Genomic DNA, 15,404 nt, shown 5'->3' with positions numbered 1-15,404 from the left:
AGTTTTTATTAAAAAGTATGAGTTAATATGAAAAAACCAAATAAATAGTATGATTGAATTTTTGTTCAAGATATTTAATATATCGTTATAGGTTGCTTGACATTTACGTTAAATATAGTTATAAGATTATAAAATTACAATGGGGTGAGTTATGAAAGATGTATATGTGATTGAAGGGTTAAGAACTCCCTTTGGCTCTTTCGGTGGGGCACTTTCTGATGTTCATCCTGCGAGGCTTGCTGCTACTGTTATCGAAAAACTGTTTGATGTAACTGAACTTCCTAAAGATGCCGTAGATGAGGTCATTTTAGGCCAGGTTTTGATGGGAGGATTTGGCCAAGCTCCTGCGAGACAAGCAATGAGATACGCTGGTATTCCGGACAAAGCGCATGCCCTGACAATAAACAAGGTATGTGGGAGTGGTTTGAAGTCTCTTATGCTCGGTGCACAATCCATTATGCTTGGAGACTCTGATGTGGTGATTGCTGGTGGTATGGAAAGTATGTCCATGTGCCCTTATGCCCTTAATAAGGCAAGATACGGCTATAGAATGGGAAATGGAGAGATTGTAGACTTGATGATTTATGATGCACTATTGGACCCATATTCAAGCAGACACATGGGAATGCTAACCGAAGAGATCATCAAAAAAGAAGGGCTTACTAGAGAGGAACAGGATGATTATGCGGAAAGATCTTATAAGTTATCCCAGAAAGCTATAAGTGAGGGAATATTTAAGGATGAAATTGTCCCTGTCATAAAAAACACTAAAAAAGGTGATGTGATAATAGATACGGATGAAGAGCCTTATCGTGTAAAGTTTGAAAAATTACGTCAACTTAAACCAGTTTTTACAAAGGATGGGACAATTACAGCAGCCAATGCTTCTACAATCAATGATGGAGCAGCATGTTTAATACTTGCAGGTGATGATGCTATAAAAAAATATAATTTAAAACCAATAGGTAAAATAATTGCTTATGCTACAAACAGTATCCATCCTGATGAATTTTCTCTTGCCCCGGTAGGTGCAATTGAAAAGGTTTGCAAAAAAGCTGGATTGAAAATCGAAGATATTGATCTTTTTGAGATAAATGAAGCCTTTTCTGCTGTAGTTCTTTTTGCGGTAAAAAAATTAGGTTTACCACTTGATAAGGTGAATGTTAACGGTGGTGCAGTTTCCATTGGGCACCCTGTAGGTGCAAGTGGAGGACGACTAGCTGTTACGCTTTTGAAAGAAATGCAGAGAAAAAAGTTAAAATACGGACTTGCCACACTTTGTATAGGCGGTGGTGAAGCTGTAAGCGTAATTTTTGAGAGGGTGTAAAATGAAAGTGGCAGTTATTGGTGCAGGACAAATGGGATCAGGTATAGCTCATGTTTTGGCTCAGCATGAGTTTAAGGTAAAGCTGTACGATATAAGTCAGTCTCAGCTTGAAAGAGCTTTTCAGATTATTTGGAAAAATATGGGGAGACAGGCTAAAAAAGGGATGTTTGAAGAATCAAAAATTGAGCAGTTTTTATCCAATATAGAAACAATCAATCAATTAGAGTTGTTGAAAGATGCTGATTTTTTTATAGAAGCTGCTACTGAAAATGAGAAAATAAAATTTGAGCTTTTTAAGAAACTGGATAATCTGGCAAAGCCAGAAGCTATACTTGCAACTAATACATCATCAATATCAATTACAAAAATTGCATCTGTAACTAAGAGACCTGATAAAGTTATAGGGATGCATTTTATGAATCCTGTGCCTGTGATGAAGTTGGTTGAAATTATCAGAGGACTTGCCACAAGTGAAGACACTTACAATAAAACAATGGAGCTTGCTAAAACCTTGGGAAAAGAAATAGCTGTAGCTTCTGATTATGCTGGTTTTATCGTTAATAGGATTTTGATCCCAATGATAAATGAGGCAATTTTTGCATATTTTGAAGGTGTGGCGTCAATTCAAGATATTGATAAAGCAATGAAACTTGGGACAAACCAGCCAATGGGACCTTTTGAGTTAGCAGATTTTATAGGTCTTGATACAGTCTTAGCAATTATGGAAGTACTCTACAATGAATTTAAATATGACAAATACAGACCTTGTCCATTGTTAGTAAATATGGTTAGAGCTGGATACTTAGGAAGAAAAGTAGGTAAAGGGTTTTATGATTACCAATAAACTTGGGAGGTAACAATGGAATATAAAAACATAATTATAAAAATTGAAGATAGCATAGCTTTTTTAATAATAAGCCGACCTAAAGCACTTAATGCATTAAATAGTGATGTGTTGAGTGAGCTAGAATGTGCTCTTTATGATCTTGAAAATAATAATGATGTAAAATGTATAATTATCACAGGTGATGGAGACAAAGCTTTTGTGGCAGGTGCTGATATAAAAGAGATGCTGGGTATGGATGCCATTGCAGCTGCAGCATTTGCTAAAAAAGGTCACAGAATTATTAGATTTATAAGAAAAATGCAAAAACCTGTTATAGCTGCGGTAAACGGATATGCTCTTGGTGGAGGTTTTGAATTAGCATTAGCCTGTGACATAATATACGCTTCAGAAAATGCAAAACTGGGGTTTCCTGAAGTAACACTTGGTATTATGCCAGGTTTTGGTGGTACTCAAAACCTTGTAAGAGTTTGCGGTGAGAAAGTTGCAAATGAACTTATTTTCACAGGTAAGATGATTTCTGCAGTAAGAGCAAAAGAATTAAATGTTGTTTGTGAAGTGTTAAAAGATAAAGATTCTTTAATGGAAAAGGCTTTGGAAACAGCTAAAAAAATTGCTTTTAATTCACCGAAAGGGGTTGCTTTTGCAAAAAACGCTATTTTAACCGGTGTAAATATGAACTTATCCGAAGCTTTAGATTATGAAAGTACTCTTTTTGGATTGCTATTTAATACCGAAGATCAAAAAGAAGGGATGAGCGCATTTGTGGAAAAAAGAAAAGCAGAATTTAAAGGAAAATAAAAATTAGGGAGGAAACTTATGAATTTTGAATTAACACAAGACCATAAGGTATTACAGGACACTTTAAGAGATTTTGTAAACAATGAAATAAAGCCAATTGCTGCAGACATTGATAAAAATCATGAAATACCATCTGATCTTGTTAAAAAAATCGCTGAAATGGGTTTTCTTGGCACATATATCCCTGAAGAATATGGAGGAGCCGGTCTAGATTATTTTTCATATATAATGACAGTGGAAGAAGTATCTAAAGCATGTGCTTCAACAGGTGTTATGATATCTGCTCATACTTCTTTGGCATGTGATCCTATTTTACAGTTTGGCACAGAAGAGCAAAAGAGAAAATATCTACCACCTCTAGCTACAGGTGAAAAAATTGGATGTATATTGCTTACAGAGCCAGAAGCTGGTAGTGATGTTGCAAATATTTCCACAACTTACAGAGAAGAAAACGGCTATTACGTAATAAATGGCTCAAAGATTTTTATCACCAATGGTGCTTTTAGAGGAATTGGTGTTCTTTTTGCAACTGAGAATAAAGAATTGAAGCATAAAGGTTTGTCCGCATTCATTATCGATTTGACTAGTGAGGGGGTTGAAATATTAAAAAATGAAGAAAAACTTGGAATAAGAGGAAGTTATACTACTGCATTTGCCCTAGATAATGTAAAAATACCTAAAGAGAATCTTCTCGGCAAAGAAGGTGATGGCTTCAAAATCGCAATGGAGACATTAAATGGTGGTAGAATCGGTATAGCAGCACAGGCATTAGGTATAGCTGAAGGCGCTTTTGAAAGATGTATTTCTTACGTACAGGAAAGAAAACAGTTTGGCAAACCTCTTGCAGCTTTTCAGGCAATACAATTTAAACTTGCAGATATGGCAACAAGAATAGAGGCAAGTAAATTAATAACCTACAAAGCAGCATGGCTCAAAGATATGAAAAAGACCAATGCCATTGAGTCAGCAATGGCAAAAATGTACGCTTCTGAGACAGCAACTTATGTGACAAAAGAAGCAATTCAGATTCATGGAGGATACGGATATATTTGTGAATATGAAGTTGAAAGAATGTTTAGAGATGCAAAAATCACTGAAATTTATGAAGGAACAAACGAAGTTCAAAGGATTGTAATTTCAAAGATGTTGTTGAAATAGCATTATGATTTATCACATAGGATGCTTATGCATCCATTTTTGCTTAACAACAGGTTTAAACGGATAAAAAATTATGTTTTTTGAAGTGAAAATATTTGAATAATCAATATAAAGAGGTGTTACAGTGATGGAAGCTACAAGAGAAATTTATTGGAATGTAGGGCACGGTGTACTTATACCGATGTATTTATTTGCTATTATTGCCATCGGAATTCTTGTATACGGTTTTAAAAAGCGTTTGGAAATTTATAAGATAGGAAAACCATTGAATCGTTTTGATAATATAGACGAAAGAGTTAGGTTATTACTTACAAATGTACTTGGACAAACAAAAGTATTGAAGGTTGCAGCTCCTGGCACTGCTCACGCTCTTTTTTTCTGGGGTTTTTTGACTTTAACCATTGGAACAACTCTTGTATTTTTACAGGCAGACATTTTAAATCCTCTTTTTGGTATTAAATTCCTAAAAGGGATATTTTATAAGCTATTTTCAGTCACTCTAGATATTGCAGGACTTATTGCAATATTGATGATGACGGGATTCTTTATCAGAAGATTTTTTGTAAAACCAGAAGGTCTAGAAACTATAAAAGATGACTATATAATGCACGGACTTCTATTTGCCATTCTAATAACCGGTTTTTTTGTGGAAGGTGCAAGAATCGCAGCAACAGAATTGAGAAACAATGTTTCTCTGGCATACTGGTCTCCTGTAGGTTTTTTTGTTGCAAATATACTTAGTGGGATGAGTGAATCATCCCTCCTTGCCCTTCATAAAGGATTATGGTGGGTACATCTATTCCTTGCTTTCGGTTTTATAGCATTAATTCCATTTATAAAGTTTAGACATATTTTTACTACATCTGCAAATTACTTTTTTACAGATTTAAGACAAAAGGGGAGCATAGATACCATTGATATAGAAAATGAAGAAGCTGAAAGTTTTGGAGTTAGTAAAGTCAGTGATTTCACATGGAAAGATATTTTTGATGCTGATGCTTGTACAAAATGTAAAAGGTGTCAAGATAGATGTCCGGCTTACAACACTAATAAGCCATTGAGTCCAATGAAACTTATTTTAGATATTGGAGAATCAGCTACTAGCGGTGCTGAAACCAACGTAATCGAAAAGGTTACAAAGGATGTTATTTGGGCTTGTACCACTTGTAGAGCATGTCAAGAGATCTGTCCTGCAAACAATGAACATGTGAATAAGATTTTAGAAATGAGAAGAAATCTTGTATTGATGGAAGGGGAATTTCCTGGTGAAGAAGTAATGATGGCAATGGACAATGTAGAAGTAAATGGTAATCCTATGGGGATGGGATTTGCTACAAGAGGTGACTGGGCTAAAGAGCTCAATGTGAAGATTATGAGTGAAGACAGTGAGGTAGATATCCTTTATTTTGTAGGTTGTTATGCATCTTTTGACAAAAGGAATCAACAAGTAGCAAAAAGTTTTATAAAACTTTGCTATGCAGCAGGTATCAAAGTTGGTATTCTTGGCAAAGAGGAAAAATGCTGTGGTGAGCCTGTAAGAAAGATGGGGAATGAGTATCTTTATCAGATGGTAGCAATGGAAAATATTGAAGTAATCAAAAATTACAACGTTAAAAAGGTTGTTACCACTTGTCCTCATTGTTTTAATACACTGACTAGAGATTATAAGGATTTGGGATTTGATATAGAAGTGGAACACTATACTACATTTTTATGGAAACTTATCAATGATAGAGAATTACAAATTAAAGAACTACCTTTTGAGTGTACTTATCATGATTCATGCTACATCGGAAGATACATGGATATTTTTGAAGAGCCAAGGGATGTATTAAAGATAGCTGGAGCTAACTTAAAAGAGATGAACAAAAACAGGTACGAGAGTTTTTGTTGTGGTGCAGGTGGCGGCAGAATACTTGCTGAAGAGAATATTGGAGAAAAGATCAGTGTAAAAAGAGTCAAAATGGCTGAAGAAACTGGAACAGATATGCTGGTATCAAACTGTCCTTTCTGTCTTACTATGTTTGAGGATGGATTAAAAATGGCTGAGCTTGATGAAAAGATAAAAGCAAAAGATTTGGCTGAGATATTAGTAGAAAGATTGGAAAATCAAGAATAAACAAAGAGGAGGTAAGAATGAAAATTCTTGTTTGTATTAAACAGGTTCCTGATATGGAATCAAAATTTAAGGTTAATAGTGAAGGGACATGGTATGATGAGACTGATTTAGCATATCGTATGAATGAATATGATGAATATGCAGTTGAGCAAGCTGTAAGATTAAAAGAACAAGTAGGAGATGCTGATATTACAGTGCTTTCCATAGGACCAGAGAGGGTAAAAGAAGCTATTAAAAAAGCACTTGCAATGGGATGTGATAGGGGTGTCCATTTAAAAGATGATGATGAATATAAGAAAGATCCTTATCAGAAAGCTCAAGCAGTTTATGAATTTGCTAAAGATAAAGGGTTTGATATAATCTTCACAGGTATGCAATCTCAAGATAGAGGAAGCGGACAGTTTGGTGTACTGCTTGCAGAAATGCTTGGTATTCCAGCTGTTACTACTATCGTTAGTTTTGAGTATGCTGATGATGCAGTTACAGTGAAAAGAGAGCTTGAAGGTGGTAAAAAAGCAGTTGTAAAAGTAAAACTTCCTGCTCTTTTCACATGTCAGCTTGGTTTAAACGAACCAAGATATCCAACATTACCAAACATTATGAAAGCAAAAAGAAAAGAGTTACTTACACATGAAATATCTGAATTTTTAAAAGAAAACAATCTAGTTGAAACGGTTAAAGTCGATTATCCTGAAAAGAAAGGTGGAGCACTTGTATTAGAAGGTGATATTGCTGATCTTGTTGAAAAAACTGTCCAAATTTTAAAAGAAAAGACATCAGTGTTATAAGGGAGGGCTGAAATGAAAGTATTGTTAGTTGCAGAATACAGAGAAAAACAACTTCTTGAAACTACATATGAATTGGCAACCTTTGCCGATAAATTAGAGGCAGAAAAAGTATGGTTTGCTGCTGGATATAAAGACAATCTACCTAAAGTTGCTGGAAAAATTTATTTAGCTGATGCAGAAAAATATGGTGAATTTAATCCTGATGTTCATAAAAAACTTATTTTACAAGTTGTTGAAAAAGAAAACCCTGATTATATTGTATTCATTCATTCTTCTTATGGTTGGGATTTGGCTCCAAGAATAGCTGCTGCTCTTAAAATAGGTCAGGTATCAGAAGTAGTAGAGGTTAGTGATGGACAATTTGTTGTACCAAGTTGCAATGCAAAATTGAGGAGATTTGTAAAGCCAAACACTGATAAAGGAGTTATAACAATCCAAGCAGGAGCTTTTCCTCCAGCTGAGCCAAACGGTGAGCCTGAAGTAGAAGAAATTTCTATCGACTTGGAATCAAATATTGAATTTGTGGGATATGAGGAAGCAGAAGCAAAAACAGTAGATTTAACAAAGGCTGAGATTATAGTAAGTGCTGGTAGAGGTGTTGGTAAACCAGATAATATTCCTGTAATAGAAGAGCTTGCTAAGGCTTTTGGTGGTGAACTCGGTGCAAGTAGACCTGTCGTAGATGCAGGTTGGGTTGATCATTCAAGACAGGTAGGTACCACAGGACAAACAGTAGCACCAAAACTTTATGTGGCATGTGGTATATCAGGAGCTATTCAACATCTTGCTGGTATGAAAAAGTCAGAATTTGTTCTTGCTATCAACACCGATAAGGATGCTCCTATAGGTGAGGTGGCTGATGTGCTTGTTGTAGCTGATGTTATGCAATTTGTGCCTGCATTGACAGAAAAAGTTAAATCCTTGAAAGGGTAACAAAGTTGGCGCCCAATAAGGCGTCAACTCTATGTTACGTTTATAATCTACTAAAAAAACTGATAAAAGTGGGGGAATAATGGAAAAAATATTAGAAGAGGCTAAACAAAATTATAAAGGAATGGGATCAGACTATGTTTATTACTTTGTAATAGATGATACAATTAAAAAAACTGTTTTTGCGAAACCTGATGGACTTGAAATCAAAGATGGCAAAGCCGTAGATAATGCCGACTGTGTTTGCAAAATCAGCTCAGATCTTTTCAAAAAGATTTGGTATGAAAATTATAAACCTGGAATGAAAGAAATTTTTTCTGGCGAGTTGAAAACTAATAGCCCTGACTTATTACAAAAGTTTTTAAAAGCCTGTAAAAAAGCATCTTGAATAATTATCTGCCCATTGTGGTAATGAATCAACAATATAGTTATTTTTTTCTTACTTAATCCTTATAAAGTAGTTTGGCCAAATGGGTGATTGTAAAATTTTAAAAATTATTCCAAAAAGATTTTCAAATGAATAAGTGATTAGATAAAAAGGAGGATGAAATGTTTAAAACAAAATTAACAGAACGCTTGGGTATAAAATATCCTATTATTCAAGGCGGAATGATGTGGATATCAAAGGCCGAGCTTGCAGCCGCAGTTTCAGAAGCTGGGGGGTTGGGTATTATTACAGCTCTCTCTTTTGATAAGCCAGAAAAATTGGCAGAGGAAATTGATAAAGCAAAGAACCTCACAGATAAGCCTTTTGGAGTCAATCTTACTTTTTTACCAACACTCAGGCCTGTAAATTATGATGCATATATAGACGTTATTGTAGATAAAGGTATTAGAATTATAGAAACAGCAGGTAGAAATCCAGAACCGTATATGAAAAAATTGAAAGAAAATGATATTATTGTAATTCATAAATGTACTTCAGTTAGGCATGCGTTGAAAGCTCAAAAAATTGGTTGTGATTTTGTAAGTATCGACGGTTTTGAGTGTGCTGGTCACCCTGGTGAGGATGATGTAACTAGTTTAATTTTAATACCAAGAGCAGTTGATGAGCTTGATATTCCAGTAATCGCTTCGGGTGGTTTTGGAGACGCAAGAGGTTTTGTGGCAGCTCTTGCCCTTGGGGCTGAAGGAGTAAATATGGGGACTCGCTTTGTTGCAACTAAAGAGGCTCCTGTACATGAAAACATAAAACAGATTTTAATAGAAGCAAAAGAAACAGATACTATGCTTGTGGAAAGAAGTCTTAAAAATACTGTAAGGGTACTTAAAAATAAGCATGCTGAAAAAATTCTTGAGATGGAAAAAAATGGAGCAACCTTACAAGAATTAGCACCGCTTTTAAGTGGATTGAGAGGGCTTGAGGCTATTAAAACTGGTAATGCAGATGATGCCCTTTTTGCTTGTGGTCAGGTTGTTGGGCTTATTAACGATATACCCACAGTAAAGGAATTGATAGATGATATTGTAAATGAAGCAAAAAAAATAATCAAAAATAGATTGGCAAATATAATAGATTAAGAACTCAATAAATTCCTAGAAATTTGAAGAGAGTATAAAGTTTGAATTTAAATCCAGACTTTGTACTCTCTTTTTTTTATGAACAAAATTATAATTTTCTTTTCTGGCTTCTCTCCACAATTATTTATAAACTCAAATATATTATTATATCATATCGAAAAATGGGTGATCATAGAAAGTGAACTTATTGCATTTTTAATAAATCACATTTATAAATTAGTAAAGATGCATTAAAAAGCTACAAGGATATAAAATGTCCAGATATTTAGTATTGTTATTTATTATTTTAATAATGGTAGGATGTGTCTCAAAAAATGAAACCGAAGACATGATAGTATTAACTCAAAAAGAGTTTAACTATAAAATCCCAACCTCATCTAAAAAACTCCAATTTGACTGGTGGAAAAGTTTCAATAGTAAAGAGCTAGAAAAACTCATAAGTATGGCATTAAAAGACAATTTTAACGTGCAAACAGCACTCTTAAAGATTAAAGAAGCTGACCTACAATATAAGAGAGATAAAACAACTCTTTTTCCTCATGTTAATTTTTCGACAGGATACACAAGAAACAAAACAAAACAAAAAGGATTCCCGACAGTTGCTACAAATCAATACACGCTAGGGATCAATACTTCATATGAAATAGACTTATGGGGAAAAATTAGGGAAGGGATAAAAATTACAGATTTAAATAAACTTGAGCAGCTTGCAGCTTTTAACACTGCTATTATTACGGTTTCTTCAGAAATAGCTAAAAACTGGCTTAATATTTTATCAATTAGAGAAAAAAAGAAAATTTTAGAAGAACAAATCTTTTTTGCAAAACAAAAATTATATGTCTTAGAGGCAAACTATATTAACAATATTGCAACATTAAACGATTTTATCTCTACAAAACAACAGCTCATCAGCTATAAAAATGAATTAGTCCAACTTGAAGCAGAAGAACGTATCTCTTTGAATCAGTTGAATCTGCTTATTGGAAAAAGTAGTACCGAACCTATTAAGGTAACAAATAATTCATTACCTAAAATGCCACCTTTATTAGATATAGGACTCCCTGTTGACCTTCTGAAAAATCGTCCTGATGTAAAAGCTGCACAAATCAAGCTTGCTAAAGCATTTTCAAATGTTAAATTGGCAAAAACGGATAGATTTCCAAAACTAACACTTTCAGCAAACTTTGATTATAACTCAAATAGAATTTCAACAATCTTTGATAACTGGGTATTCAATCTTGCAGCTAATCTTGCATATCCACTTATTGACTATGGAAAAAGAAAATTAAATGTAGAAATAGCAAAGATTCAAAAAAATGAAGCATTTATAAACTATAAAAATACCGTCTTTACTGCAATAAAAGAGGTTGAAGATGCTCTTATTAATCTAAAAAAAAGTAAAGAAATTTTAAATATAATTACTGAGCAAATTAGTAGCGAAAAAAACAAATTATCAAACATTGAAAATGATTATTTATCAGGCAAGACTAATTATATAAATGTGTTGAGCACAAAAATATCATTGTTAAATTATCAAAAAAGCTCCATAGATGCAAAGTTAAACTATTTTTTAAATCTTATTAATCTATATAAAGCTGCTGGTGGTAAGTATTATGAAAAATTGGCTAAGGTTAAAGAGAGGAAAAAATGAAAAATAACAATGGATATCATAAAAAGACATGGTTGCAACGTTTAATATCCTTAATCGTTATCATATTGATTATATATGCAGGATTATCGATGTCGAAATACCTGATGAAAACAAAGAAGAAAGTTTCTAGAAAAAAACCAAGCAAAATTGTTACTTACGTTGAAACTACGCAAGGTAAAGTAGTAAATATAAATTATACAATCTATTCCTTTGGCAACATCTATCCTGCAAAAAGTGTGACGATTTATCCTGAAGTAAGTGGTAAAATCAAATACATTAATAATAGACTGTTGGAAGGAAACTATTTAAAAGCGAATGAATTAATTGCCAAAATAGATGATAGTGACTATCTGTTAAACTTAAAGATAAAAGAAGCAAGTTTAAAAGCTCTGTATGAAGACTTAAAAATTGAAATTGGTAAGCAAAAATCGGCTGAAAAGGAATTAAAGGCTGCAAGAGGAGTTATTAGAAACATAGACAACGAATCTCTTTATTTAATACTTAGAAAACCCTACATTAATAAGTTAAAAGAAAATATTGAAATTGCGAAGGCTGATCTTGAACTAGCTAAACTAAAATTAGAAAGGACAAAAATAAAATCCCCTTTCAATGCGTTTGTTTTAAAAAAATATGTGGATGAAGGAACATATGTAACACAGGGAACTAAAATAGTTGACTTAATATATGCAGATGAGTTTTACCTGATTGCCCTTTTCCCGATATCTGAGTTAAAATGGCTTGATCTAAAGACGATAAACTTTGCAAAAATAATTTTTGACGATGGCACTGTTATAAAAGGTAAAATTAAGTCTATAGAAAAAGCAGTTGATGAAAAAGGATTGATGGTAAAGGCAATTATTTCAATTAAGCCAAAGCAAAATGACTTGTCTCCGGTAATGATACATAACTATGCCAATGTGGAAATTTTCGGTAAAAAACTAACAAAAATCTTAAAGTTTCCAAGAACTGCTTTAAGAGAAAACAATATCGTTTGGATAAATAAAAATGGAAAGCTAGTTATAAAAAAAATACATGTTGTTTTTAAAAATAAAAATTACGTATATACATATGATTTAAGTAAGAATGATAAAATAATAATTTCTAACATAGCCGCTCCTGTTGAAAATATGCCATTAAAAGAAGTAGGTATGGAAAGTGAATAATTATACCAAAAAAGGTCCCATAGCCTGGTTTATCGAAAATCCTGTAGCAGCTAATATATTGATGCTGTTTTTAATTGTTGGGGGGCTTTATTGGAGTACTCAGATCAAACAGGAGGTTTTCCCAGAGTTTACAGTGGATCAGGTGATTGTACAGGTTGCATATCCCGGAGCAAGCCCAGAAGAAATTGAAAGAGGTGTAATTCTCCCTATTGAAGAAGCAGTAAACGGTCTTGATGGTATAGATAAGATTACATCCACAGCTAACGAAGGTGTTGGGACAGTAGTTATAGAAGCAACAAATGATGCAGATTTAAATCAACTTTTCCAAGATGTAAAAAGTGAAATTGATAGAATCACATCATTTCCACAAGAGGCAGAAGAACCTAAGGTTTATATCCCCTCAAGCAGAAGGGAAGCAATAACTCTAATACTTTTTGGGAATCAAAATGATCATGTTTTAAGAGAAACAGCGGAAATGATAAAAGATAGGCTTTTACAGAGCAAACAGATTAGTTATGTAGAGCTTCTTGGTGAAAAACCTTATGAGATTTCCATCGATGTCTCTGAAAGTACGTTAAAAAAATATAATCTTACTTTATCTGAAATAGCTAGAAAAATTAGAGAATACAATCAGGAAATACCCGCAGGTAGAATAAAAACCTCTGGAGGAGATATTCTGATTAGATTGTATGAACGCAGGGATTTTGGTCAGGAGATAGCTAATATTCCCATCATTAAAACTGACTACGGCAAAGTGATTCCCCTTGGCAATATCGCTGTAATAAAAGACAGTTTTGAAGATACTGACACATACTTAAAATACAACGATATGCCTGCTATTGGTATCAGTGTTTATAGAGTGGGTGATCAAAAACCTATAGAAATTGCTAACGAGGTAAAAAGATTTATAAAACAATTAAAAGATGAGCTCCCCAACGGTCTCTATGTGGATTTTGTTAATGATAGATCACAGATTTTTAAACAAAGAATTGAACTACTATTGAAAAATGCCAAGTTAGGATTAATCCTTGTATTCGCTCTCCTTGCTGTATTTCTAGAAATAAGATTGGCATTTTGGGTAATGCTCGGAATCCCTATTTCATTTCTAGGTTCTATGCTTCTTTTTCCGCAAATGGATGTTTCCATTAACATGATATCACTTTTTGCTTTTATTATTTGTCTTGGGATTGTAGTTGATGATGCAATTGTGGTGGGAGAAAACGTATACAGACACCGTCAAGAAGGCAAATCTTTTAAAAAAGCTGCTTTTTTTGGTACAAAAGAAGTGGTGGTTCCTGTAATTTTTAGCGTGCTTACCAATATGGTTGCTTTTTTGCCTATGTATTTTGTCCCTGGTGTTATGGGTAAAATCTTCAGAATAATTCCTGTGATTGTTATTTCAGTATTCACAATATCTTTGTTAGAAAGTTTGTTAATTTTACCTTCTCACATTGGTCACCAAAAAGATAAGCCTTTTAGGTTTCTTAAATATATAACTTTTGTTCAGCAGAAAATAAGTCTTTATATTCTAAAATTTATTCACTCTGTTTACGGACCGGTTTTGAAGTTTTCCATTAAGTTTAGGTACGTGACCTTTACTCTTGCTATAATGATATTACTTCTTGCTGTAACTTATGTGAGAAGTGGTAGGGTGGGGATAGTCTTTTTTCCAAAAGTGGAATCTGATTTTGCCTATGTAAAATTTGTTTTGCCTGTGGAAAGTTCTGTATTTGATACTCTCAGAGTTGCTGAAAAACTTATAAATAATGCAAAAAAAATAATAGCCGAGAACGGTAAAGAAAAATTGGCCCAAGGAATTTTAACAAATATCAACAAAAATTCAGGATGGATACAGGTTTATTTAACAGATCCAGATGTTAGACCAATAAGTACTGTTGAATTTACACGCAAATGGAGAAAATTGTCAGAGGGGTTAGCTGGTATTAAAACAATCAAGTTTTATTCAGATTTTGGCGGTCCGGGGCACGGTTCGTCCCTTACAGTGGAACTGCAACATAGAGATATCCCTACTCTAAGGAAAGCAAGTAGTGAATTGGCAAATTATCTTGCCACTTTTTCAAATGTTTCTGACATTGATGATGGTTTTACCGAAGGAAAAATTCAATTTAATTTGACTATAAATGAGAAGGGTAAGGCATTGGGGTTAACATCAGATTTTATCGGAAGACAGCTTAGAAATGCATATTACGGGGCTGAAGCTAAAAGATTTTTAAGAGGAAACAACGAAGTAAAAATTATGGTACGATTAACGGATGAAGAGCGTAGTTTCGAGCATTTTTTTGATACTTTTATATTGACTTTAACAGATGGTACGAAAATTCCTTTGAAGGAAGTAGTAAATATTGATCGTGGTAGATCATATACCACCATAGAAAGAAGAAATTTTAGAAGGATAGTCAATGTAACGGCAAATGTGACACCAGAAAAGGAAACTACTAAAATAGTTGCTGCTTTAAAAACTGAATTTTTGCCAAAATTAAAAGCAAAATATCCTGGCTTAAATTTTAGTTTTGAAGGGAAACAGTCGGATTTAAGAAAGAGTATGTCAGCTCTCTTTAAAGGGTTGTTAATTGCAGTAATGGCGATTTATGTAATGCTTGCCATTCCGTTTAAAAGTTATTTTCAACCTATTATAATCATGGTGGCAATCCCTTTTGGTATTATCGGTGCAATTATAGGTCATATGTTGCTTGGTTATAGCTTGAATCTTGTGAGTATGTTTGGGATAGTTGCCCTTTCTGGAGTTGTGGTAAATGATTCCCTTGTATTGATAGATTTTGCAAACAGAAAAAGAAGAGAGGAAGGCGAGTCATTTCATGATGCCATATATCAGGCAGGTTTAAAGAGATTTAGGCCTATTCTTTTGACTACTCTAACAACATTTTTTGGACTTATGCCAATGATATTTGAAACTTCAAGACAGGCTAAATTTCTTATCCCTATGGCCATTTCTCTCGGATTTGGTATTCTTTTTTCCACTTTTATCATATTAATTCTTGTGCCCGGATTATATGTAATAATTGAAGATATTCTCGGCTTTGCTAAAAAGCTTTTTTAAAACATGAAAATTATTGAAATACG

General features: G+C 33.6%; 12 protein-coding genes. All 12 read left to right on the top strand.

The genetic code is table 11. The annotated features are described in order from the left end of the window. Positions 1 to 151: 151 nt before the first annotated feature. The 12 genes from OWK30_RS03290 to OWK30_RS03235 all read left to right on the top strand — a co-directional run bounded on the left by OWK30_RS03290 (position 152) and on the right by OWK30_RS03235 (position 15,381). Positions 152 to 1,327, top strand: coding sequence for a thiolase family protein (locus tag OWK30_RS03290; RefSeq protein ID WP_423323565.1), 1,176 nt, complete (start codon positions 152 to 154; stop codon positions 1,325 to 1,327). 1 nt (position 1,328) lies between these two features. Beyond that, positions 1,329 to 2,171, top strand: coding sequence for a 3-hydroxybutyryl-CoA dehydrogenase (locus tag OWK30_RS03285; protein WP_423323564.1), 843 nt, complete (start codon positions 1,329 to 1,331; stop codon positions 2,169 to 2,171). A 15-nt stretch (positions 2,172 to 2,186) separates the two neighbouring features. After that, on the top strand, positions 2,187 to 2,972 hold the full coding sequence (locus OWK30_RS03280; protein ID WP_423323562.1) for an enoyl-CoA hydratase/isomerase family protein: 786 nt from the start codon (positions 2,187 to 2,189) through the stop codon (positions 2,970 to 2,972). Between the two features lie 18 nt (positions 2,973 to 2,990). Next, entirely contained in the window at positions 2,991 to 4,130 is a 1,140-nt protein-coding gene (locus OWK30_RS03275; protein ID WP_423323560.1) for an acyl-CoA dehydrogenase, read from the top strand. Between the two features lie 127 nt (positions 4,131 to 4,257). Continuing rightward, positions 4,258 to 6,249: a heterodisulfide reductase-related iron-sulfur binding cluster gene (locus OWK30_RS03270; protein WP_423323558.1), complete on the top strand. Its 1,992-nt coding sequence runs from the start codon at positions 4,258 to 4,260 to the stop codon at positions 6,247 to 6,249. 17 nt (positions 6,250 to 6,266) lie between these two features. After that, positions 6,267 to 7,037 (top strand): electron transfer flavoprotein subunit beta/FixA family protein, encoded by a 771-nt coding sequence (locus tag OWK30_RS03265; RefSeq protein ID WP_423323556.1) that lies wholly within the window; start codon positions 6,267 to 6,269, stop codon positions 7,035 to 7,037. Positions 7,038 to 7,049: 12 nt separating this feature from the next. Next, positions 7,050 to 7,970 (top strand): electron transfer flavoprotein subunit alpha/FixB family protein, encoded by a 921-nt coding sequence (locus OWK30_RS03260; protein WP_423323555.1) that lies wholly within the window; start codon positions 7,050 to 7,052, stop codon positions 7,968 to 7,970. A gap of 79 nt (positions 7,971 to 8,049) precedes the next feature. Next, positions 8,050 to 8,355, top strand: coding sequence for a hypothetical protein (locus OWK30_RS03255; RefSeq protein WP_423323553.1), 306 nt, complete (start codon positions 8,050 to 8,052; stop codon positions 8,353 to 8,355). A gap of 161 nt (positions 8,356 to 8,516) precedes the next feature. Beyond that, positions 8,517 to 9,488, top strand: coding sequence for an NAD(P)H-dependent flavin oxidoreductase (locus OWK30_RS03250; RefSeq protein ID WP_423323551.1), 972 nt, complete (start codon positions 8,517 to 8,519; stop codon positions 9,486 to 9,488). Between the two features lie 253 nt (positions 9,489 to 9,741). Then, entirely contained in the window at positions 9,742 to 11,139 is a 1,398-nt protein-coding gene (locus OWK30_RS03245; protein WP_423323549.1) for a TolC family protein, read from the top strand. Beyond that, positions 11,136 to 12,302 carry an efflux RND transporter periplasmic adaptor subunit gene (locus OWK30_RS03240; RefSeq protein ID WP_423323548.1) on the top strand — a complete coding sequence of 389 codons (1,167 nt, stop codon included), beginning with the start codon at positions 11,136 to 11,138 and terminating at the stop codon, positions 12,300 to 12,302. The genes OWK30_RS03245 and OWK30_RS03240 overlap by 4 nt, the downstream gene beginning before the upstream one ends. Further along, positions 12,295 to 15,381, top strand: a complete 3,087-nt coding sequence (locus tag OWK30_RS03235; protein ID WP_423323546.1) for an efflux RND transporter permease subunit — start codon at positions 12,295 to 12,297, stop codon at positions 15,379 to 15,381. Before OWK30_RS03240 ends, OWK30_RS03235 begins: the two co-directional genes overlap by 8 nt. The last annotated feature ends 23 nt before the right edge of the window (positions 15,382 to 15,404 follow it).

It is taken from the genome of Deferribacter abyssi, assembly GCF_049472655.1.
Taxonomy (GTDB): domain Bacteria; phylum Chrysiogenota; class Deferribacteres; order Deferribacterales; family Deferribacteraceae; genus Deferribacter; species Deferribacter abyssi.
This window is presented reverse-complemented; position numbering and strand designations above follow the sequence as displayed.

What these genes read in the sequence shown, in the direction of transcription:
- OWK30_RS03290 (WP_423323565.1), top strand. Translation starts at nt 152, where the DNA reads ATGAAAGATGTATATGTGATTGAAGGGTTAAGAACTCCCTTTGGCTCT.
- OWK30_RS03285 (WP_423323564.1), top strand. Translation starts at nt 1,329, where the DNA reads ATGAAAGTGGCAGTTATTGGTGCAGGACAAATGGGATCAGGTATAGCT.
- OWK30_RS03280 (WP_423323562.1), top strand. Translation starts at nt 2,187, where the DNA reads ATGGAATATAAAAACATAATTATAAAAATTGAAGATAGCATAGCTTTT.
- OWK30_RS03275 (WP_423323560.1), top strand. Translation starts at nt 2,991, where the DNA reads ATGAATTTTGAATTAACACAAGACCATAAGGTATTACAGGACACTTTA.
- OWK30_RS03270 (WP_423323558.1), top strand. Translation starts at nt 4,258, where the DNA reads ATGGAAGCTACAAGAGAAATTTATTGGAATGTAGGGCACGGTGTACTT.
- OWK30_RS03265 (WP_423323556.1), top strand. Translation starts at nt 6,267, where the DNA reads ATGAAAATTCTTGTTTGTATTAAACAGGTTCCTGATATGGAATCAAAA.
- OWK30_RS03260 (WP_423323555.1), top strand. Translation starts at nt 7,050, where the DNA reads ATGAAAGTATTGTTAGTTGCAGAATACAGAGAAAAACAACTTCTTGAA.
- OWK30_RS03255 (WP_423323553.1), top strand. Translation starts at nt 8,050, where the DNA reads ATGGAAAAAATATTAGAAGAGGCTAAACAAAATTATAAAGGAATGGGA.
- OWK30_RS03250 (WP_423323551.1), top strand. Translation starts at nt 8,517, where the DNA reads ATGTTTAAAACAAAATTAACAGAACGCTTGGGTATAAAATATCCTATT.
- OWK30_RS03245 (WP_423323549.1), top strand. Translation starts at nt 9,742, where the DNA reads ATGTCCAGATATTTAGTATTGTTATTTATTATTTTAATAATGGTAGGA.
- OWK30_RS03240 (WP_423323548.1), top strand. Translation starts at nt 11,136, where the DNA reads ATGAAAAATAACAATGGATATCATAAAAAGACATGGTTGCAACGTTTA.